Source organism: Pelomonas sp. BJYL3 (assembly GCF_027257975.1).
Taxonomy (GTDB): domain Bacteria; phylum Pseudomonadota; class Gammaproteobacteria; order Burkholderiales; family Burkholderiaceae_C; genus Roseateles_B; species Roseateles_B flavus.
Window position 1 is genome coordinate 628312 of record NZ_JANZKX010000003.1, and the last position, 21606, is coordinate 649917.

At 65.6% G+C, this 21606-nt stretch carries 18 protein-coding genes; 10 read left to right on the plus strand and 8 right to left on the minus strand.

Features of this window, described 5'->3' with window-relative positions; genetic code table 11:
• Nucleotides 1-274: 274 nt before the first annotated feature.
• The 5 genes from O9Y01_RS12485 to O9Y01_RS12505 all read left to right on the plus strand — a co-directional run bounded on the left by O9Y01_RS12485 (nucleotide 275) and on the right by O9Y01_RS12505 (nucleotide 6672).
• Nucleotides 275-1675, plus strand: coding sequence for an NAD(P)/FAD-dependent oxidoreductase (locus tag O9Y01_RS12485; RefSeq protein ID WP_269631909.1), 1401 nt, complete (start codon nucleotides 275-277; stop codon nucleotides 1673-1675).
• A 43-nt stretch (nucleotides 1676-1718) separates the two neighbouring features.
• A complete protein-coding gene (locus O9Y01_RS12490; protein WP_269631910.1) occupies nucleotides 1719-2072 on the plus strand; it encodes a cupin domain-containing protein in 354 nt (117 codons plus the stop codon).
• A 12-nt stretch (nucleotides 2073-2084) separates the two neighbouring features.
• On the plus strand, nucleotides 2085-3566 hold the full coding sequence (locus tag O9Y01_RS12495; protein WP_269631911.1) for an aldehyde dehydrogenase family protein: 1482 nt from the start codon (nucleotides 2085-2087) through the stop codon (nucleotides 3564-3566).
• Nucleotides 3567-3952: 386 nt separating this feature from the next.
• Entirely contained in the window at nucleotides 3953-5317 is a 1365-nt protein-coding gene (locus O9Y01_RS12500) for a glutamine synthetase family protein (protein ID WP_269631912.1), read from the plus strand.
• 32 nt (nucleotides 5318-5349) lie between these two features.
• A complete protein-coding gene (locus O9Y01_RS12505) occupies nucleotides 5350-6672 on the plus strand; it encodes an NAD(P)/FAD-dependent oxidoreductase (protein WP_269631913.1) in 1323 nt (440 codons plus the stop codon).
• A gap of 139 nt (nucleotides 6673-6811) precedes the next feature.
• Here the strand turns inward: O9Y01_RS12505 and O9Y01_RS12510 are convergent, their stop codons facing one another.
• The 8 genes from O9Y01_RS12510 to O9Y01_RS12545 form a co-directional block, all read right to left on the minus strand.
• Nucleotides 6812-8302: an aldehyde dehydrogenase gene (locus tag O9Y01_RS12510; protein WP_269631914.1), complete on the minus strand. Its 1491-nt coding sequence runs from the start codon at nucleotides 8300-8302 to the stop codon at nucleotides 6812-6814.
• Nucleotides 8303-8385: 83 nt separating this feature from the next.
• Nucleotides 8386-9741 (minus strand): DUF3138 family protein, encoded by a 1356-nt coding sequence (locus O9Y01_RS12515; protein ID WP_269631915.1) that lies wholly within the window; start codon nucleotides 9739-9741, stop codon nucleotides 8386-8388.
• A 68-nt stretch (nucleotides 9742-9809) separates the two neighbouring features.
• Nucleotides 9810-10646, minus strand: coding sequence for an ABC transporter permease (locus tag O9Y01_RS12520; protein ID WP_269631916.1), 837 nt, complete (start codon nucleotides 10644-10646; stop codon nucleotides 9810-9812).
• Nucleotides 10643-11557, minus strand: coding sequence for an ABC transporter permease (locus O9Y01_RS12525; protein ID WP_269631917.1), 915 nt, complete (start codon nucleotides 11555-11557; stop codon nucleotides 10643-10645). Before O9Y01_RS12525 ends, O9Y01_RS12520 begins: the two co-directional genes overlap by 4 nt.
• Nucleotides 11558-11559: 2 nt before the next feature.
• The gene (locus O9Y01_RS12530; RefSeq protein ID WP_269631918.1) at nucleotides 11560-12651 is read right to left on the minus strand and encodes an ABC transporter ATP-binding protein; all 1092 of its coding nucleotides are present in this window, start codon (nucleotides 12649-12651) and stop codon (nucleotides 11560-11562) included.
• 12 nt (nucleotides 12652-12663) lie between these two features.
• Nucleotides 12664-13779: a polyamine ABC transporter substrate-binding protein gene (locus O9Y01_RS12535; protein ID WP_269631919.1), complete on the minus strand. Its 1116-nt coding sequence runs from the start codon at nucleotides 13777-13779 to the stop codon at nucleotides 12664-12666.
• 499 nt (nucleotides 13780-14278) lie between these two features.
• Nucleotides 14279-15367, minus strand: a complete 1089-nt coding sequence (locus O9Y01_RS12540; RefSeq protein ID WP_269631920.1) for an ATP-binding protein — start codon at nucleotides 15365-15367, stop codon at nucleotides 14279-14281.
• Complete coding sequence (locus O9Y01_RS12545; protein ID WP_269631921.1) at nucleotides 15364-16077, minus strand: response regulator; 714 nt, start codon at nucleotides 16075-16077, stop codon at nucleotides 15364-15366. The genes O9Y01_RS12540 and O9Y01_RS12545 overlap by 4 nt, the downstream gene beginning before the upstream one ends.
• A gap of 217 nt (nucleotides 16078-16294) precedes the next feature.
• On the opposite strand from O9Y01_RS12545, the gene O9Y01_RS12550 reads away from it, so the two are divergent.
• From O9Y01_RS12550 to O9Y01_RS12570, 5 genes are all read left to right on the plus strand, one after another.
• Nucleotides 16295-17749: a flavin monoamine oxidase family protein gene (locus O9Y01_RS12550; RefSeq protein ID WP_269631922.1), complete on the plus strand. Its 1455-nt coding sequence runs from the start codon at nucleotides 16295-16297 to the stop codon at nucleotides 17747-17749.
• A 146-nt stretch (nucleotides 17750-17895) separates the two neighbouring features.
• Complete coding sequence (locus O9Y01_RS12555) at nucleotides 17896-19359, plus strand: flavin monoamine oxidase family protein (RefSeq protein WP_269631923.1); 1464 nt, start codon at nucleotides 17896-17898, stop codon at nucleotides 19357-19359.
• Nucleotides 19360-19382: 23 nt separating this feature from the next.
• Nucleotides 19383-19727 carry a hypothetical protein gene (locus O9Y01_RS12560; RefSeq protein WP_269631924.1) on the plus strand — a complete coding sequence of 115 codons (345 nt, stop codon included), beginning with the start codon at nucleotides 19383-19385 and terminating at the stop codon, nucleotides 19725-19727.
• 104 nt (nucleotides 19728-19831) lie between these two features.
• Nucleotides 19832-20503 (plus strand): glutathione S-transferase family protein, encoded by a 672-nt coding sequence (locus tag O9Y01_RS12565; protein WP_269631925.1) that lies wholly within the window; start codon nucleotides 19832-19834, stop codon nucleotides 20501-20503.
• Nucleotides 20504-20692: 189 nt separating this feature from the next.
• Nucleotides 20693-21274 carry a plasmid pRiA4b ORF-3 family protein gene (locus tag O9Y01_RS12570; protein ID WP_269631926.1) on the plus strand — a complete coding sequence of 194 codons (582 nt, stop codon included), beginning with the start codon at nucleotides 20693-20695 and terminating at the stop codon, nucleotides 21272-21274.
• Nucleotides 21275-21606 lie beyond the last annotated feature (332 nt).

Sequence of the window (21606 nt, forward strand, 5' to 3'; positions counted from 1 at the left end):
GTATCGGCACCGCCTCCCGCGCCCCCTTGCGCTGGGCCGACCTCCCGCGACGCCTGTGAACCGGCACCGACGCCCCCTGCCTATGGACTCCCGCGCCCATCCTCTCCTGCCTCGCCGCCGCGAGGTGGCCGCACGCGTCTGGCACCTGCCGTGGCGCTGAGTGGCCGGCAAAGGTTGAGGACTGCCCTCAACTCGGGCTTCGCGGCCTGACACCGGTCTCTCGGTCGATCCTGACGCAGCCATCTGGCGCCCCCTTTTGAACCTTTGCACATTCATGAAACCCACCGTCTTCGAACGACTTGCTCCGCCTGACTCCGTCATCAAGGCCTCGCTGGAGGGCAGCGTCAACCGCCCCTTCTGGCTCGACGACGTCGGCGAGCGGCCGAGCTACCCCACCCTGCAAGGCGATGAGCAGGCTGATCTGGTCATCGTGGGCGGCGGCTTCCTCGGGCTGTGGACGGCCATCCTCGCCAAGGAGCGGGAGCCCCAGCGCAGCGTGATCCTGCTCGAGGGGCATTCCTTCGGATGGTCGGCCTCCGGCCGCAACGGCGGCTTCTGCGATCACAGCATCACGCACGGCGAGGAAAACGGGCGCACCCGCTGGCCCGAGGAGTTCGACCAGCTGGAAGCCTTGGGTCACCAGAACCTCGACGAGTTCGAGGCGACGCTCAAGCGCTATGGCATCGACTGCGACTTCGAGCGCACGGGCGTGCTGACCGTCGCCGTAGAGCCCTACCAGGACGAGGCGCTGCGGGGCCCTGACTACCTAAGCGCCGAGCGCATCCGCGCAGAGGTCGATTCGCCGACTTTCCTGTCCGGCCACTGGCGCCGCAACACCACCGCCATGGTGCATCCCGGCAAGCTGGTGGTCGGGCTGGCCCGCGTGGCGGGCCAGCTGGGTGTGCGACTGTTTGAGAACTCGCCGGCCAAGGGCCTGCAGGAAGTCGGCAAGGGCATGCGCGTGAGCACCGCCGAAGGCAGCGTCACAGCAGGACGCGTGGTCCTGGCAACCAACGCCTTCCCCTCGCTGCTGATGCGCTACCGGCTGCACACCATCCCGGTGTATGACTATGTGCTGATGTCCGAGCCGCTGAGCCCGGCGCAGCTGGCGTCGATCGGCTGGAAGAACCGCCAGGGTATCGGCGACATGGCCAACCAGTTCCACTACTACCGGATCACCCGCAGCAACCGGATCCTGTTCGGGGGCTATGACGCGGTCTACTACTTCTGCGGCACGGTGGACCCCAAGTACGACAACCGTCCAGTCTCCTTCGAGAAGCTGGCGAGTCACTTCTTCACCACCTTCCCCCAGTTGCAGGGACTGCGCTTCACGCACCGCTGGGGCGGCGCAATCGACACCTCGACGCGCTTCTGCGCGTTCTACACGCTGGCATTCGGCGGCAAGGTGGCCTATGCCGCCGGCTTCACGGGGCTGGGCGTTGGCGCCACGCGCTTCGCTGCCAATGTGCTGCTGGACAAGGTGGAGGGCCGCGACACGGAGCGCACCCGACTTCGCATGGTCCGTGAAGTCCCGCTGCCCTTCCCGCCGGAGCCCATCGCCTACCCGACGATTCAGGCTGTTCGCTGGTCTCTCAACCGAGCGGACCACCGCGACGGCAAACGCAACCTGTTGCTGCGCACGCTGGACGCCTTGGGGCTCGGCTTCGATTCCTGATTCAGCCCCATCCCCCTCATCCCAAACACAGGAGTCACTGAGCATGCGCAGCGAACTTGAACTGCTGGCCAACTGTTGCATCGAAGCAGCGGAGCTGCCCCTGAGCTACCGCACCCTGCCGCCCGAGCAGACGCTGGCCGGCACACCCCGCGTGGGGTCCGCCCAGCTCGGGCAAATGGGCAGCCGCACGATCGGCGTGTGGGAGCTCACACCGAGCATCAGCACGGACATCGAGGTGGACGAGTTCTTCATCGTGCTGTCCGGTCGCGCCACGGTGGCGTTTGCGGACGGCCGTCCGCCGCTGGAACTCAAGCCCGGTGTACTGGGCCGGCTCGAAGCCGGCACCGCAACGCGCTGGATCGTGACCGAGACCCTGCGCAAGGTCTACATCGCCTGAACGGAGCGCTTCATGCAGACTCACCAGAACTACATCAACGGCGCCTGGCAACCAGCCTTGGCGGGGGGCACGCGGGAGGTGATCAATCCCGCCAACGGCCAGGTCCTCGCGCGAGTCGCGGACAGCCAGGTCGAGGACACGAAGCAGGCCATTGCCGCAGCGCGCGAAGCCTTCTACGGCCACGGCACCTGGCGGCGCATGAGCGGGCCGCGGCGCGCCGAGCTGCTATTCGCCGTGGCGGACGCCATCAAGGCAAGGGCGGACGAACTCGCCCGGATCGACTGCCTCGACAACGGCAAGCCGCTGCGAGAGGCCCGCTCGGACGTCGACGATGCGGCCGCCTGCTTCCGCTACTACGCCGGCCTGATCGGCAAGCCCCAGGGCGGCATCTACGAAGTGGGGGACGGCTTCGGCCCCATGCATGCCTACTCGTTGCACGAGCCCATCGGCGTGTGCGGCCTCATCACGCCGTGGAACTACCCGCTGCTGATGGCGGCCGGCAAGCTCGCTCCCGCGCTGGCAGCCGGCAACAGCGTGGTCTTCAAGCCCAGCGAGCTGACACCGCTGTCCGCCATCGCTCTGTTCGAGATCTTCGAGCAGGTGGGCCTGCCGCCTGGCACGGCCAATCTCGTGCTGGGCACCGGGCCGGCGGCCGGCCAGGAGCTGGCGCAAAGCCACGATGTCGACATGATCACCTTCACGGGCAGCACCCGCACGGGCCAGACCATCGCCACGGCAGCGGTTGGCAATCTGAAGAAGGTGGGGCTGGAGCTGGGCGGCAAGTCCCCCAACATCGTCTTCGCCGACGCGGACCTCGAAGGCGCCGTCGAATGGGCCATGATCGGCGTCTTCTTCAACCAGGGGCAGGTCTGCTCGGCCGGCTCACGGCTGCTGGTGGAGCGCCGCATCGCCGATCGCTTTGTCGCACGACTGGCAGAGAGGGCCAACGCCATGACCATCGGGCCAGGGCTGGAGAACCCGGACCTGGGTGCCCTCGTGTCTCAGGCCCAGCTTGACAAGGTGCTGGGCTACATCGAGACCGCCAAGGCCCAAGGGGCACGGTTGGTCTGCGGGGGCAGCCGCTACACGGAAGGCGACTGCGCGAAGGGCTTCTTTGTGCGCCCGACGATCTTCGACCAGTGCCGGCCCGACATGGACATCGTCCGAGAGGAAGTGTTCGGCCCTGTCGTGACCGTGCAGACCTTCGACTCCGAAGCCGCGGCCATTGCCATGGCCAACGACACGATTTACGGCCTGGCCGGCGGCGTGTTCACCGCGGACGGCGCACGTGCCTTGCGCGTGATGAAGGAGCTGCGGGCCGGCATCACCTGGATCAACTGCTACAACCCGACCTTCAACGAGGCCCCCTGGGGCGGCTACAAGATGAGCGGCTACGGCCGTGACCTCGGCATCTACGGCCTTCAGGAGTATCAGCAGGTCAAGCAGGTGAACATCAATCTGCGCCCAGGCGTCGTCGGCTGGTACGCGCGCTGAAGCTCCTGTCCCATCCCCTGTAGCCGCAGCGGCACCTGCCGCAGCTGCCATTGACGCCATCGACATGACGCTCGCCCTCTCGGACCACCGCCGCGGCCTGCGCTCGCGTGCGACGCCGCCAGTGCCACAGCGTGTGCGAGCCCGCGTGTCGATGCCATCACATACGCGGCAGGCGGCTCGCCCGGGGCTGCGGGTCGGCGTCGACCTGGACTTCTGGTCCCTCTACCACTGCCGGCATGCGCGCCCTCCGCATGCCGCGCTCGGCGTGTAGGCCGGCACCCAAGCCGCCGGCTCTCTGCCCGGTCTCGTACCCGAGCCCGGGCTGCCATCCCGTCCGCGGGCGTGCAGCGCGCTGGTGCGCGCTCCGCCGCATTGGAGAGATCCCCATGACCTTCGCCATCGAGCAGGAAGCGCTCGACTTCCTGGACCAGAATCCCGACATCCACCTCTTCGAACTTTTCATCCTGGACGCCGCCGGCGTACCGCGCGGCAAGCTGCTCCACCGAGACGAGCTGCTCGCCGTCTACCGCACCGGGCGCCCGCTGCCCAGCGCCATCATGAACCTCTCGCTCAAGGGCGAGGACACCGAGGGCAGCGGACTCGTGTGGGACGTCGGCGATATCGACTGCCGTGCCTACCCCCTCCCCGGCAGCCTGGTGCGCCTTCCCTGGCGGCAAATGCCGACCGGCGCCGTGCAGGTACAGATGCATCCCACCGAGGGCTTGCCCGCCGTCGCGGCGGACCCTCGGCATGTGCTGAAGCGGGTGGTCACGGCGGCACACGCGGATGGCTTCTACCCGGTGATGGCCTGCGAGCTTGAGTTCTACCTGCTCGATGCGTGCGACGACGCCCAAGGCCGCCCTCGTCCTGCCCTCGATTCAGATGGAGGTCGCCCTCGCCAAACCCAGGTCTACGGGCTGCGAGAGCTGGAGCAGATCGAGCCCTTCCTGGCGTCGCTGTATGGGGCTTGCCGGGCGCAGGGACTGCCCGCTCGCACCGCCATCTCGGAGTACGCGCCCGGGCAGGTTGAGATCACGCTCGAACACGGACCGGCGCTGGAGGCGATGGACCAGGCCGTGCGGTACAAGCGCCTCGTCAAGGGTGTCGCCCATGCCCACGGCATGCGAGCCTGCTTCATGGCCAAGCCCTTTGCCGACCTGGCGGGATCGGGCATGCACATGCACATCAGCGTGGCGGACCGCAGCGGTCGCAACCTCTTTGCAGCCGAGGACAAGGCGGGCTCGCCCTTGCTGCGCCAGGCGGTCGGCGGCATGAAGCACTTCCTGCTCGACTCGCTCCTGATGTTCTGCCCGAACGCCAACTCTTTCCGCCGCTTTCAGGCCCACAGCTATGCGCCGCTCACGCCCTCCTGGGGTGTGGACAACCGGACGGTGAGTCTGCGGGTTCCCGGAGGCCCGCAGGAGAGCCGTCACGTCGAGCATCGCGTCTGTGGCGCTGATGCCAACCCCTATCTGGCGGCGGCGGCGATCATTGCCGCTGCCCATGACGGCATTCTGCAGCGCATGGACCCGGGCCCCGCCGTAGAAGGCAATGGCTATGCACAGACTCATCGCTTGTTGCCGACCGACTGGCTGAGCGCGCTCGACGCGCTGGACGACTCTGCGTGGGCCCGCGAGCGCTTTGGTGAGGACTTCATGCGCGTCTACCTGGCCATCAAGCGGGAAGAGTACCGTCAGTACATGAGCGAAGTCGGCGAGCAGGACTGGCGCTGGTACATGCACCAAGCATGAACGCGCAGCCCCTCGCCATTCCCAGGACGCCCATGGACACGATCACCAAGCCCCTGCATGCCAGGGCCGCCCGCGACCGGGCGCCCACGTACTACACCGCTACATTGCAGGAGGAGACCCGCTATCCCACACTGGAAGGCCACGCGACGGTCGACGTGGCCATCATCGGTGGAGGCTTCACGGGTGTCGCCACCGCAGTGGAACTCGCCGAGCGCGGGCTCACAGTCGCGCTGGTGGAAACACACCGCATCGGCTGGGGCGCCAGCGGCCGCAATGGCGGCCAAGTCACCGGCAGCCTCTCGGGCGATGCTGCCATGCGCCGGCAGATGCAGCGCCGGCTCGGCCGCGAGGTGGATGACTTCATCTGGCACCTGCGCTGGCGGGGCCACGACATCATCCGCGCCCGGGTCGCGAGGTACGGCATCTCCTGCGACCTGCGCGACGGCCATCTGCATGCAGCGATGACGCCCGCGCACATGGCCGATCTGCAGCGTGCCTTCGACGAGGCGCAGCAGCGCGGCATGAGTAGCGACGTGGCCTTGCTGGATGCCGCCGGCGTGCGGGAGCACCTGGCCAGCGAACGCTACGTCGGCGCGATCCGCAACATGCGCAACCTGCATCTGCATCCGCTGAATCTGTGCATCGGCGAGGCCCGCGCTGCCGCCTCGCTGGGCGTGCGCATTTTCGAGCACACCGAAGTCCTCGAGATCACGCACGGCCCACGGCCGATGTTGGTCACACGCCATGGCCGGATTCATGCCCGCCAGGTTCTACTGGCCGGCGATGTGCACCACCAGCTGGAGCGCCGCAAGCTCGGCGGGATGATCTTCCCAGCGATGGGCGGCATCGTGACGACGGAGCCACTGGGGCCCCTGGCCCAGACGCTCAATCCGAGAAACTTCGCCGTCTACGACTGCCGCTTCGTGCTGGACTACTACCGGTTCACGCCCGAGGGGCGACTGCTGTTCGGGGGCGGCGCCAACTACTCGGGACGTGACTCCCGGGACGTCGCCGCTGAGCTGCGCCCGGCCATCGAGCAGACGTTCCCCCAGCTCAAGGGCGTGCGCATCGACTTCGAATGGACCTGCGCCATGGGCATCGTCATCAATCGGATCCCGCAACTGGGCAAGCTCTCCGAGAACGTCTGGTACTGCCAGGGCTACTCGGGCCATGGCGTCGCCACCAGCCATGTGATGGGGGAAATCATGGCCGAGGCCATCACCGGCACGCTCGGTCGCTTCGACACCTTCGCCTTGTGCCGACATATCTCGGTGCCCTTCGGTCGCGCCCTGGGTAACCCGCTGCTGGCGGTCGGCATGTGGTACTACCAGATGCGGGAGAAGCTGCGGGGGTGAATCCCGGCCCCTGAACCAGACCGGCAAGGGATAGCGGCTGATGGGCTTGGCACCTCCTGATGCTGAATCCACCAAGCGTCGAGGGGGCCTCAGCGGCCCCCTCGATGCATTGGCTCCTCCCGCGTGGCAGGCCAGCACTTCAATCGAGACTGATCCAGGTGGTTTTCAGCTCGGTGTACTTCTCGAAGGCGTGCAGGCTCTTGTCGCGCCCGTTGCCACTTTGCTTGTAGCCGCCGAACGGCACCGTGATGTCGTCCTCGTCGTACTGGTTCACGTGAACCGTCCCGGCACGCAGCGCCCGGGACACCCGGTGGGCCCGGTTGAGGTCGTGGCTCCAGACGCTCGCCTGCAAGCCGTAGGGCGTGTCATTGGCCAGGGCAATCGCCTCTTCCTCGCTCTGGAATCGAAGGACGCTCATCACCGGTCCGAAAATCTCCTCGCGTGCGATCTTCATCGAATTGGTCACCCCGTCGAAGATGGTGGGCTGCACGTAGTAGCCACCGCTGTCCTGGCGTGCCTGCTCGCCGCCAGTCACACAGCGGGCCCCGGCCTCTCGCCCAGCCGCCAGATAGCCAAGAACGGTCCGCAGCTGCTGCTCATCCACGAGGGCGCCCAGCTCGGTCTCGGGGTCCAGCGGATCACCCGGCGCGAAACTGCGTGCCTCGGCGGCCAGGAGTTGGACGAAGTCCTCCGCGATGTCCGCCTGCACCAGCACCCGGGACGGCGCATTGCAGCTCTCCCCCTGGTTGTAGAACATGCTGCCCGCCACCGTGCGCGCCGCGCGCTCGAGGTCCTTGTGGTCATCAAAGACCAGCACCGCGGACTTGCCTCCCAGCTCGTTGTAGACGCGCTTGAGATTGCTTTGACCTGCATAGGCGAGCATGAGACGTCCGACACGGGTCGACCCCGTGAAGCCGATGGCATCGACATCCATGTGCAAGGCCAACGCTTCGCCCGCCTCGTGGCCGAAACCAGGCACCACGTTGAACACCCCCGGCGGCAAGCCGGCCTCCATGGCCAGCTCGGCCAGGCGCATGGCCGTCAGCGGGCTCTTCTCACTGGGCTTGAGCACCACGCTGTTGCCCGCGGCCAGTGCGGGACCGAGCTTCCAGGCCGCCATGACCATCGGGTAGTTCCAGGGCACAACGGCGCCGATCACGCCCATCGGCTCACGGGCGATCAGCGCCAGCGCATCATCGGCCGTCGGTGCGATCTCGCCGTACACCTTGTCGAGTGCCTCTGCATACCAGGCGATGCAGCTCGCGGTGGCGGCCACGTCCTCCTCGAGGGCGTACTGGATCGGCTTGCCCATGTCGAGCGTTTCCAGCAGTGCCAGCTCGTCGCGCGCCGCCAGGATCAGTTCAGAGAAGCGGTGCAGGACCTTCTTGCGAGACGCTGGCGGCATGCCTGCCCAGCGCCGGCCCTCGAAGGCTCGCCGTGCACTCTGAACGGCGGCGTCGATGTCCGCGGCCTGCCCGCGGGCAACAGCCCCCAGCGGCCGACCGTCGATAGGGGATTGCCGGTCAAAGGTAAGGCCGTCGATCGCTGCGACACGGCGACCCTCGATGAAGGCGCGCCCGTCCGGGCGCAGTTCGGCCGCCCGTGCGGCCCACAGTTTGCTTTGGATCATGTGTTGCCCAGAGGCAGGAGTGGCAGCGCCGGCCCGGCCCCCGAATTCACTCGAGGTTGCCAGGCACCGGCGCCAGGAAGCGGCTAGAAGGCGACTACCAGCGAGGCAATCAGCAAGCTGTTCGTCTTCTTGATGTCACCCGACTTGGCGTCGTTGAACACGGCACGGTCCGCACCGTCCAGGCGGTACTCGACCTTGAGCGTCGTGGCCTTGTCGAAGGCGTACTTCAGGCCGGCGGTGATGGCGTAGCGATTGGCGCCGCGCGAGACGTCGTCTCGAACGTCCGGGCCGATGCCGTTACGGCCGTCATAGCCATAGCTGATCGTGCCGTCGGCATTGACCTTCGAGAGGCCGGTGGTGCCGAACAGCCCCCCGCCATGGCTGTCGTTCTGGATGTAGTCAGCACGCACCAGCGCTTGCAGGCGCGGCGTGAGCATGTAGCCAAACAAGCCAGAGATGCCCACCCACCGGGAGTCGTGCCAGGTGCCATCGTCGTCCGGCGTGATCGCTCCCTGGCGCTGACCGCCGATGGCGATTTGGCCCTGCAGCGTGAGATCCCCACGCGTGAAGAAGCCGTCAAGCTCCGTCAGATAGGCCATGGTGTTGCTGCCCGTATTCAGGTTGGGCTGCTTGCCCAGCAGGCTGGCGAAGCCGAAGCCGACGAACTCGCCCTTGGCGTAGTCGATGCGGAAGGCCCAGCTCGGCGAGCGCTCGTTGGCCTTGCGAATCGGTGTGTTCGCATTGGCCAGCGCCGAGCGGATCCACCACTTGTCGACCTTCACATCCAACCCGATCCCGACAAAGCTGACCGGCGCGGTGAAGTCATACAGCAGGTTGTGGCTGGTCAGGGGATTCAGTGTGGGCTGCTGGTACTCGTAGCCCGACCAGTCAGGAATCTGACCAGCGATGAGGCGTCGAGCCGGGCTGTCCAAGGCGATGGACACCGAGGCCTCTTGAATGATGCTCTTGCCGTCCATGACCGAGCCTGCGCCACGATTGGGGCTGAGCGTCAAGCGCCACTGCGTGCCGCTGTCCGTCTCCTTTAGCAGATCGAGAACGGCCGAACCCATGAACGAGGTGTCATAGGCATAGCCATCCGACTGCTGGTTGAGGAACTGGAAGCCGGCTCGGTTCTGACGCTGGTTGTAGATGAACACCGGCTCGATGTAGCCGGACAGCTTCAGCGCCTTGTAGCCGTTGGTCTCCTGCGCCGTCTCCAGTGCGTCCGTCTTGACCATCTGCCGGTTCAGCTCCCGCTCCTGAGCGGCCGCCCCTTGTGCGGCCTCCGCTGCCGCTGCCTTGCGGGCACGGGCCTCCTTTTCGAGCTCCTCCACCCGGGCGCGCAGCGCCTGGATTTCCTTGGACTGATCCTGTCCACCCGGCGTCTGGGCGGACGCTGCCTCGAAGGACATCAGCAGGGCCACCGACAGCGCGGTCATTCGAATTGTCTTCATGGGATCTCCGTTAGGGTGCAAGGAATTGCCCCGGACTAATCGTCTCGGGACGCTTAACTAATTTCTTGGGTACGCCGACGTTTTGATCGAGCCACCAGAACACTGGCCACGGTGACGCAGATCGCCACGACGACGATGGTCACGCTGGCCACGGCATTCACGCTGGGATTGAGGCCGAGGCGGGCGCGGGAGAAGATGACGAGTGGCAAGGTCGTGGCGCCCGGCCCGGACAGGAATGCCGAGGTCACCACGTCATCCAGTGACAGGCTGAAGGTGAGCAACCAGGCCGCGCCCAGTGATTGGCTGATCATGGGCAGCGTGACCAGGCGAAACACATTCCAGGGGCGCGCCCCGAGATCCATCGCTGCTTCCTCGAGCTGCGGATTCAACGATTGCAAGCGGGCTGAGATCACGACCGCCGCATAGGCGAGCCCGAGCACGACGTGCCCGATCAGGATGGTGAGAAAGCCGCGCTCGAGGAAACCGAAGGAGGACTGGATCGCCACCAGCATCAGGAGCAGGGACAGCCCCAGAATCACCTCGGGCATCACGAGCGGCGCGTTCACCATGCCGGTGAAGAAGGTCCTGCCGGAGAAGCGCTTGTACTTGACCAGGGTGAACGCGGCCATCGTGCCCAGCATCACCGACAGTGTGGCGGACCAGAACGCGATCTTGAGGGACAGCCACAGCGCGCCCAGAAGCTCCTTGTCCCGGGCCAGCTTGCCGTAGAACTCCAGCGTGAAGCCGCCCCATACGTCGGGCATCGGCGACTTGTTGAAGGAGTACACGATCAGCGTGAACATGGGGAGGTACAGGAACAGCAGCCCCCCGGCCAGCCAGCTCTTGCCCAATGCCGCCGTTGCGCGACGACCTTGAAATGCCCGGATCATGACTTCAGCTCCTGCGCCTGCATCTGGTACTTGTTGAAGACCGCCAGGGGCACGACGATGAGCAGTACCAGCACCACGGCCACGGACGAGGCCATGGGCCAGTCGTTGTTGGTGAAGAACTCATCCCAGATCACCCGGGCGATCATCAGCGTCTGCGGTCCGCCCAGCAGCTCGGGGATGACGTACTCGCCGATGCTCGGGATGAACACGAGCATCGAGCCCGCGACGATGCCGGCACGTGATAGCGGCACGGTCACCTTCCAGAACGTCAGCCACGGCGTGGCCCCGAGGTCGGCAGCCGCCTCGAGCAATCGCAAGTCCAACTTCGCCAGGTTCGAGTAGAGCGGCAGGATCATGAAGGGCAGGTAGGTGTAAGTCATGCCCACCACCAGCGAGAACGGCGTGTGCAGATAGACCCCCGGCGCACTGATCAGCCCCAGCGCCAGCAGCAGCGTGTCGACATGGAGCGAGGTGAGCACGCTGGCCAGCCAGCCGCGCTCATCAAGCAGCCCCTTCCAGGCGTACACGCGCAAGAGGAACGAGGTCCAGAACGGCAGCATCACCATCATCAGCAGCGCGGGCTGCAGCGTCGGCCGCGAGCGCGCCATGAAGTAGGAGAAGGGATAGCCGATCAGGAGGCAGCACACCGTCGTGATCGCGGCGTACTTCAGGCTCGAGACATAGGCCATGAAGTACCAGCCATCCGTGGCGATGAAGGCGTAGTTGGCATACTTCGCCACCAGCCGGATGGCGCCGTCGGACACCGTGACGATGTCATGGACGGTCACGAGGCCCATCTCGGAGAACGAGTACTTCAGGACGATCAGGAACGGGGCGAAGAAGAAGACCAGCAACCAGGCATAGGGGATGCCAATCACGGCCGTGCGGCCGCGCGGAAGAAAGCGTTTCATGGTCATTGGGTCAGCACAACCTGGGTCGTCGTCGACCAGTTCGCCCAGACGGCGTCACCCTGGCTGAACTGCTCGGCATAGCGTTCGTGATTGGCCTGACTGACGGCGATCACTTGGCCACTGCCGAGCTTGATGCGGTAGAGGGTGACGCTGCCAAAGTAGGACATCGACTCCACGCGGCCATAGGCATAGTTGAAGTCATCCACCGGGGCCTGAGCCGAGAGCTGGATCTTCTCGGGACGCACCGCCACCCAGACGGCCATGCCCTGCGTGCCCGTGATGCCGTGCCCGACATAGTGGCGGCAGTCCGCGCAGTCGATGATCACGTGATCCGCCTCGTCAACAGCCACCGTGCCCTGCATGAGGTTCACATTGCCGATGAAGTCCGCCACGAAGCGGCTGGAGGGGGTCTCGTAGATTTCCTCCGGTGCACCGACTTGCAGCAGGCGCCCCTCGCTCATCACCGCGATGCGCGACGCCAGCGTCATGGCTTCCTCCTGATCATGCGTGACCATGACGCAGGTGACGCCGACCTGCCGGATGATGTTGGCCAGCTCGATCTGTGTCTGCTCGCGCAGCTTCTTGTCGAGCGCCCCGAGCGGCTCGTCGAGCAGCAGCAACTGCGGCTGCTTGGCCAGGCTGCGTGCCAAGGCCACCCGCTGCTGCTGGCCGCCGGAGAGCTGGTGCGGCTTGCGCTTTGCGAACTTTCCCAGCTGGACCAGACGCAGCATGGCATCCACTCGCTCGGCGACCTGGTCCCGTGGCAAGCCATCGCGTCGCAGCCCGAAGGCAATGTTGTCCCACACGGTCAGGTGGGGAAACAAAGCGTACGACTGGAACATCATGTTCAGCGGCCGCTGGTAGGGCGGCATGCCACTCAGTTCCACGCCGTTGAGCGTGATGCTGCCGGCGCTGAGCGTCTCGAAGCCGGCCAGCATGCGCAGCAGCGTCGTCTTGCCGCATCCCGAAGAGCCCAGCAGGGCGAAGATCTCGCCCTTCGCGATGTCCAGCGAAACGTTGTCCACGGCCGTGTACGGGCCGAACTTCTTCGTGACGTCCTTGATGCGAAGGAAGCCCGCGTTCTCATGCGCCATGACCCCGGCTCCTCACAGACCGGTCTTGAACACCGAATAGACGCGGTTCTGCTGTCGCCGGTTCTCGTTGCTCAAGGTGCCGGCGGTGCTCTTCATCCGGGCCAGGTTCTCTTCCGACAAGAACACGGTCGGGTTGTTCGCCACGTCAGGAACGACGAACTTCTTGGATACCGCGGTGGTGGGATTGGCGTAGAAGACCTTGTTCGTCAGCGACGCGCTGATCTCAGGACGAAGGATGAAGTTGATCCACTTGAGCGCATTCTCGGGATGCGGCGCATCCGCGGGAATCGCCATGGTGTCGAACCACAGAGGCCCGCCGGTCTTGGGGATCAGCGCCTCGATCTTCTGGCCCGTCTTGCCGTCGATCGCACGCTGCCGCGCGATGTTGATGTCGCCGGACCAGCCGACCGACACGCACAAGGAGCCGCTCGCCAGGTCGTTGATGTAGCCCGAGGAGCTGAACAGCGTCACGTAGGGACGGATCGACTTCAGCAGGGCAGTCGCCGCCGCGTAGTCAGCCGGCGTCTTGTTCGCGCCGTCCCGGCCCAGGTACTGCAGCGCCACGACGACCACCTCGTCGGCGGAGTCGAGGAAGGACACGCCGCAGGACTTCAGCTTGCTGATGTACTCCGGCTTCATGACGAGATCCCACACGTTCTCAGGGAGCGGTCCTCCCAGCGCAGCCTTCACCTTGTCGACGTTGATGCCGACCGTCGTGTAGCCCCACAACCAGGTGACCAGGAACTTGTTGCCAGGATCCACCTTGGAGAGCCGCTCATTGATGCTCGGGTCGATGTTCTTGAGGTTCGGGATCTTCGACTTGTCCAGTTCCTGCAGCAGCCCGCCAAGGATCTGCAGGCCGGCCCAGTTCGATCCGGGTACCACCACGTCATAGCCCGTCCGGCCAGCCACGAGCTTGGCATGCAGGATCTCGTTGTTGTCGAAGACGTCGTAGCGGACCTTGATGCCCGTCTCCTTCTCGAACTTCTGGATGGTCTCCTCGGAGATGTAGTCCGACCAGTTGTAGACGTTCAGGACCTTTTCTTCTTCCGCGTGTGCAGCGCCTCCGGCGGCGAAGAGCAGAGCGCCAAGAAGCGTCAGGGCACAGCGGGCTGGCGAGAGTTTCATCAGGGGATCTCCGTAATGTCGAGCGTTGGGGAGGGCAGGATTGAGAGAAGTGATCGGCCCTTGCTGCTGCCTGGCTCCGGCGTTCGAGGGGACAGCGGCGCCAACGTTACGGGGGGGCGTCTGCCTTGTATGTCAGCCCGCGGGAGGACAGACGTCACCGCGTCGATCCAACGGAGCGCGTTGCCCGTTGCCAGGCAGATGCAAGCTGCCGGCGCACGCACCGCGCGTGGGCATCAGCGGTGCTGAGCCGGTGCTTGCATGCATGCTTCAGGTGCATGCGGCAGGTGTATGCAGCAGGTGCACACGGACGGCACAAGCGACAGGGGCATGGGGTGGTCGCACGCGGCAAGCGCGCCCGGCAACAAGACCCCAGGCCTGCGCTCCGCCGGTGTGGGCGTGTGTACCGCGGTGCAGTTGTGCGAACGCCTCGCCTGGTGCGCTGCGGCGCAGGGATGGAGAGGGTGAGTGGCGGGTAGGCGCGCTTGCGGCGCCCTGGGCGTCAGTCGGTCGAGCGGGCCGCGTCTGGAGATGCAATCGGCCAGCGGATCGAGAAGCTCGTTCCACCGGCTTCGTTCGCCGTGCAGCGGGCGTCGCCGCCGTGGGCCATCGCGATGGCCTTCACGACAGACAGTCCGAGCCCGTTGCCGCCAGCGATCTTGGCGCTGACACTGTCGGCCTGCCAAAACGCCTGGAAGACCTGCTGCATGGCGGCGTCGGGCAGGCCGGGGCCAGCGTCGTTCACTCGCAGGACGTTGTCTTCCCCCTCGCGGGCGAAGCAAACCCAGAGCTCACCGGCCGTGGCGTACTTCAGAGCGTTGTCCAGCAAGGCCACCAGCGCCTGGCGGATGCGCAGCGGGTCGCAGCGCACTGGCATCGCCTCCACCAGGATTCGCAGACGCAGCCCTGCCTTTTGCAGCATGGGCTCGTAGATATCGCCCACCGTCCGGATCTCTTGCTCGAGGTTGACACTGCGAAGGTCCAGTCGCAGCTGATGGGACTCAAACAGACTCAGCAGGCGCAAGTCCTCGATCAGGCGGGACAGCCCGTCGACCTGCGTCAACAGCTTGCGCAGCGCCTCTTCCGTCGGAGGAAAGACGCCATCGGCAAAGCCCAACAGGCGCCCGCGCAGGATGGTCACCGGCGTGCGAAGCTCGTGGGCGATGGCCGCATTCCACTGAGCTCGTTCATTCACAGCGCGCTGCAGCTTTTCTGCCATCTGGTTGAAGTCCTGAACCAGCGCAGACGCCTCGCCCAGCGGCGCCTCAGTGGCCTGAGCCCGGGCGTCAAGGTCGCCTGCCGCCACACGGCGAATGCCGGTGGCCACGCTGTTCAACGGCTCCACCAGGCGACGGGCGATCCGCGTGGAAAAGTAGAGCGACACCAGCACAGCCACCAGCCCCAGCACCAGGAAGAGCAGGAAGTCTGGCAGGGTCGGCAGGTCCGATTCGCAGTCGAACAGCGTGGGCCAGTACTTGCCCGCCAGGTAGTAGATGGCGTAGCAGAGAATGAAGATCACCGCATGGACCAGCAGGACCGTGCTGGCCACCGCGCTGGCGATCTTTCGCCCCAGGCCGTAGCTCAGGTTCATCGACGCTCCAGACAGTAGCCAACGCCTCGGACGCCGGCGGGCATGCCCTCCAGCCCCAGCTGCTCGATCTTCTTGCGCAGCTTGCTCATGTGGCTGTCGATCGTGCGCTCCTGCGTGTCACCCTCGGGCAGGCAGGCATCCATGAGTTCGGCACGGCTGAAGACACGCGTCGGCACCTGCGCCAGCACCTGGAGCAGCCGGAACTCTGTCACCGTGAGCACCAGCGGGCGGCGCTCCCCCTGCACATGCAGCCAAGCGCTGTGGCTCTGACGGTCCAGCTCCAAGGGCCCAGCCTTCAGCACGGCGGGGGACAAGTCCACGGACGCCACCAGCGTTCGACGGAGCACCGCCCGGACGCGGGCCACGACCTCCGAAGGGTTGAAGGGCTTGACGATGTAGTCGTCCGCCCCGATGCGCAGCGCGGAGATCTTGTCCACATCGCCCTCCAAAGCGGTCAGCATGATGACGGGCGTCCCGCCCCGCTGCCGCAAGGCAGAGAGGACCTCCCACCCGTCCATGACCGGCATCTGCACGTCCAGCAGCACCAGGTCCGGATTGAGCGCCAAGTGGAGCTGCAGCGCCTCCCTGCCATCGCGCGCCCAGGCCGTGCGCAGCCCCTCCCGCTGAAGGTAGGCGCCCACGATGTCGGCGATCTCGGACTCGTCCTCCACGACAAGGACCAGCGCCGAACCCGAACTCTTGGCATGCATACGGAACCCTTTTTTGTGTTTTGTTGCACTCGATTCTGAGGGCAACAGGCCCGCTCCACACAACCTCCACCGTTCCTCATCCTTGCATCCACGCCGGCCTTCGACACTTCCGCCAAGCAGCCGACAGGCTCGGGCAAGACAGGCCAACGACTGGGCCCACCGTCCGGCTGGCACGCCTGCGTGGAGTCAGGTGGCCCTCCAGCAAACAGAGCAAGACATGCAACGACGACACTTCTTCACTTTGACGGGAACCCTGGCCTTGGCAGGCTGCGGCGGCGGCTCCGACGGAGCGGATGCCCCCATGACTCCGTCGCCGACTCCATCGCCGGCACCGGCGCCCAGCCCCACGCCGAGCCCGCCGCCGACGCCCACACCGGGCCCTGCGCCGAGCGCGCAAGCGGTCTTGGTGATCGGTGCTGGCATGGCTGGCCTTGCTGCCGCACGCCGCCTGCGCGATGCGGGTCGAGAGGTGGTCGTCCTGGAGGCTCGGCAGCGCCTAGGCGGGCGGCTGTTCACATCCACCCAATGGGCGGATGCCCCGCTGGATGTGGGCGCCACGTGGATCCACGGGGATGGCCCAGGCAACCCGATCTCCGACTTGGCACGTCGGGCCGGGGCTCGCCTGGCCCAGACCAGCTTCGGCCGGGACCAGGCCTTCGAGGCCGACGGTCGCCGGCTTGACGCTGCGGGTGCAGCGCAACTCGACAGCCTGCGCGCCAGCATTCGCAAGGCCATCAGCGACTACCAACGCTCGGAGAGTGACACCACCTTGCGCGACGCCGTCTATCGCGGGCTCGGCTACAACGAGCGCAGCGCGCTGGAGCAGCAGCGCATCGACTACCTGATCAACACGACCTATGAGCACGAGTACAGCGGTGACGCCAGCCAGCTGTCGGCTCTCTGGTTTGACAGCGACAGCCGCTACGAAGGTGTCGAGAGCTTGTTTCTCGATGGCTACCGCGTGCTGATCGACTTCCTGGCCAAGGACCTCGACGTTCGACTCGGACAAGTTGTGCAGAGCGTCCGCCACAACGAGCAGGGCGTGACCGTCCAGACCAGCCAGGGCAGCTTCTCCGGCGCGGCGGTGGTGGTGACGCTGCCGCTGGGTGTGCTGCAGTCCGGGCAGGTGAGCTTCGATCCCCCACTGCCAGCACGCAAAGCCCAAGCCATCGACAAGCTGGGCATGGGCGTCCTGAACAAGTGCTTCCTGCGCTTCCCCACGGCCTTCTGGGACACCAAGACGGACTGGCTCAACTACATCCCGAGTGCTGAGCGCAATGGCCAGTGGGCCGAGTGGGTGAGCCTTGCACGGCCGACCGGCCAACCGATCCTGCTCGGTTTCAACGCCGCCGCCGTCGGGCAGGCCATGGAGGCGTGGTCAGACCAGGACATCGTCGCCAGTGCCATGCGCACGCTGCGCACGATGTTCGGCGCGGGCATTCCCGATCCGGTCAGCTGGCAAATCTCGCGCTGGGCCTCAGACCCCTTCGCACGTGGCGCGTACTCCTTCAACAAGCTCGGCTCGGCGCCCGGCATGCGCGAGGATCTCGCGGCGGCTGTGGGTCGCTCCTTGTACTTCGCAGGCGAGGCAACGGATCCACGCTACTTCCAGTCGGTGCATGGAGCCTATCTGTCCGGGCAACGCGCGGCAGCAGAGGTACTCGCCCGCTAGCGCACCCCAGCCCAATTTCCGGGACACGGCCTGGCCATAGCCTTGACGGCGCCTGCGCTCATTCGTCTACTGACCGAGCCCGTGTCCAGGTCGGGGCCGCTCCCGCTCGGGGCTTGAGGCCCTCGATTCGAATGAAAGGTTGAGCAATGAAGCGTCGGACCGTCATGAAAACAGCAGGAATGGGATTGGGAGCCTTCATGGGACTCGGCACTCAGCGAGCGTTGGCCTTGACCGGTCGGGCGAGCGACCAGGCCGGCATGACGCCCAGCCAAGGGCCACGCAAGGCGATCGTGATCGGCGCCGGCATCTCGGGCCTCGCCGCGGCCCAACGCCTTCGAACGGCGGGCCTGGAGGTGCTCGTCTTGGAAGCCCGAGACCGCATCGGTGGACGGCTGCACACCAGCACGGCATGGCGTGGCCCGGCCATGGACTTAGGGGCCTCGTGGATTCACGGCGCCGGCCCGGGCAACCCCGTTGCCGTGCTGGCCAAGCAGCTCGGCGCGCGTCTGACCTCGACAACGTACGACAACGCGGAGGCTTATGACGGCGAAGGGGGCGAGTTGGCCGACCACCACAACCGCCTGCTCGAAGCCATCCAACGCCAAGTCGCCACGGCCATTGCCGAGCGGGATCGCCGAAAAGAGCAGTCTCTCAAAGCGCTGGTCTATGACGAGTTGGACTACCAGGATCGACCGGTGCTGGAGCAGCGGATGATCGACTTCGCGCTCAACGGCACCTACGAGCACGAGTACGGCGCATCAGCGGACCAACTGTCCGCGAAGTGGTTCGACAGTGGCGAGGCATTCGAGGGGCCCGAGCACCTGTTTCTCGATGGCTACCAATTGTTGAGCACCCATCTCGCCGCCGGCCTCAACATCAAGCTCAAACATGAGGTGAGTGCAGTCACCTACCAAGGCCCGAGCGGCGTGACCGTGCAGACCAACCAGGGTGAGTTTTCCGCACACTACGTCGTCGTCACCCTGCCGCTTGGCGTTTTGAAATCGGGGCGCGTCAACTTCACCCCGGCTCTGCCCACCAGCAAGCGTGCCGCGATCGAGGGGCTAGGCGTTGGTGTGCTCAACAAGTGCTGTCTGCTGTTCCCTCAGACGTTCTGGAACAGCCGCCTTGACTGGCTGAACCAGCTGCCCAGACAGGGCAAGGCTGGCCAGTGGGCGGAATGGGTGAGCTTCGCCCGCCCCACGGGCCGCCCGGTGCTGATGGGTTTCAACGCAGCAGACTTCGGACGCAAGATCGAGAGCTGGGACGACACGGCCATCGTTCAAAGCGCGATGGGCGCCCTGCGTACCATGTTTGGCCAAGGCATTCCCGCACCTGTGGACGCCCTCGTCACCCGCTGGGCCGCTGACCCCTATGCCCGTGGCGCCTACTCATGCCACGTGGTCGGTTCCACGCCGCAACAGCGGGACGACCTGGCCCAGAGCATCAACGGCCGCCTCTTCTTCGCGGGAGAGGCGACGGAGCGGCAGTACTATCAGACGGTCCACGGTGCGTACCTGTCCGGCCTCAGGGCGGCCAATGAAGTGCTGCGGCAGAACACAGGCAGCACGGCCGCGGCACCGTGGCGCCCCATGGCTTCGCCGCTGGGCTGAACCTGCAGCTGGAGCGAGCAACGATGACTGCACCGATCTCAAATCATGAGCCCGCCGCGCCCGCAACGGTAGACCTCAAGGACTACCGTCAACCCATGGTCACGGCCATTGGCATCATCCTGGGCTTCCTGATCGGTTTCCTGGGCAACTGGGTGACCGAGGGCAACTTCAAACTCACCAGCGCCGATGACCGGCTCACCTTCTGGGGCTGCCTGGCTGGCTCGGCATGCCTGTACGTCGCACTCATCCGCATGTTGCGCATTGCGCCGGCGACCGACACCCAGCGCTACTACGAACGGACGCTGCTGATCTTCAGCGCCGGGGTCGCGCTGGCCTTCTTGAGTATCTTGATGTCGGGCTTCATCTGACCTGAGTTGCCACCGGCACTACCCGCACCTCGTGGAACAGCCGGCGCTCGCGAGCGACAAGACGGCCTCCTGCTCACAGCGCGCTTCATACCAACCGACGCCCCATGATCACCCTGTACCACTGCATGAGCGCCCGGTCGTTCCGCCCGCTGTGGATGGTGGAGGAACTGTCTCTCCCCTACCGGCTGGTCATGCTGCCATTCCCTCCTCGGGTCGTGGCACCGACGTATCTGGACATCAATCCCCTTGGAACCGTCCCACTGATGGTCGACGGGGCCGCGCGGATGACGGAGTCCGCGGCCATCTGCCACTACCTTTGCACCTTGGCAGCGCCCACGCCCCTGCAGGTCGAAGCTGGTGAGCCGCATTTCGCGAGCTTCCTCAACTACCTTCACTTCGGCGAAGCCACACTCACATTCCCCCAAACGCTCATCCTGCGGTACACCCGCTTCGAGCCCGAGGAGCGCCGACAGCCGCAGGTGGTGCAGGACTACACCCGCTGGTTCCTGGCCCGACTGCGAACGCTGGAGCCGGTCCTGGCGGATCAGCCCTTCCTGTGCGGAGGCCGGTTCACTGCAGCCGATGTGTCAGTCGGGTATGCCTTGATGCTGGCCGAGCATCTGGGCCTGCGCGAGCGCTTCACGCCCCACGTCGAGCGCTATTGGCACTCGCTTCAGCAGCGAGAGGCCTATCAGCGAGCTTTGGCCTCACAGAACGCCGCTGCTGAGCTGCAGGGAGTGCCGGCGACGCCTGCGCCAGAGCTCAGGATGAATTAGAGACTGCTTGAATCGCCCGGGATTCAGCTAGTCGAAAACTGGCGCTCCGCGCTGAGTGCATGCCGTGCACCTTAGCAGCTTGCTAGACCTCATTCTGTATTGAGCTGCGTACGTACCGTCCTAGCTGGCGAGCCGTATTGGCGAACTGCTGCAGCACCACTGGCCAGCAGGTGCTGCGACACTGGGCGCATGAGCACCAAGTTCCAGCGCGCCCAGCCTCGTATCGCCTACCAGCTGCGCATCGAGCTGCAGCACATTGCCCCCCTGATCTGGCGGCGCATCCTCGTACCCGACACCATCAAGCTTGCCAAGCTCAACCGCATCGTGCAGGCCGCCATGGGCTGGACCAACAGCCATCTGCACGACTGGCACATCGAGCGACAACGCTACGGCATCCCTGACGACGAATGGGCGGGCAGTGGCGACATGCGAGACGAGCGCAAGTTCACTGTCGGCGCCGTACTGGGCGAGGAGGTCTCCGAGTTCATGTACAGCTACGACTTCGGCGATGGGTGGGATCACCGCATCACGGTCGAAGAGCGGCTGCCGATCCAGGACGGCCGCAACGACTGGCCAATGTGCCTGGCCGGCGAGAACGCCTGCCCACCGGAGAACGTTGGAGGCCCACCGGGCTACACGGACTTTCTGCAGGCTATGCGTGACCCGCGGAACGATCAGCACGCCGACTACTGGTCCTGGTGGGGCGGCCCATTCGACCCGGCGGGCTTCGACATCAACGCAGCCAACATGGCGATCCGCAAGCTGCGCTGACCTCGCGTGCATCAAGGCCGCCTTGCCAGACGCCTAGAAGGCTGCCACCAATCATCAGCAAACACGAAAGGAAGGGGCCATGCGACTTTATGGCTATGAACTCACCGATCCCCTGCCTGAGGACATCGTTCCTTCAGCACTGGCCGAGCTCGACTTGCTTGAGCACCGCCACGATCTGCTCCACCGAAAAACGACTCCGTCTCACGACTTCTCCTGCGCCCCATTCTCGAGGCCGAATCGCCGAAAGACTAACGCTCAGCGTGTCTCGATTTCTTCAATGCAGATCAGACGACTTTGACGGAAGTCGGCCGGCGAGCTGACGCGCTGGCAAA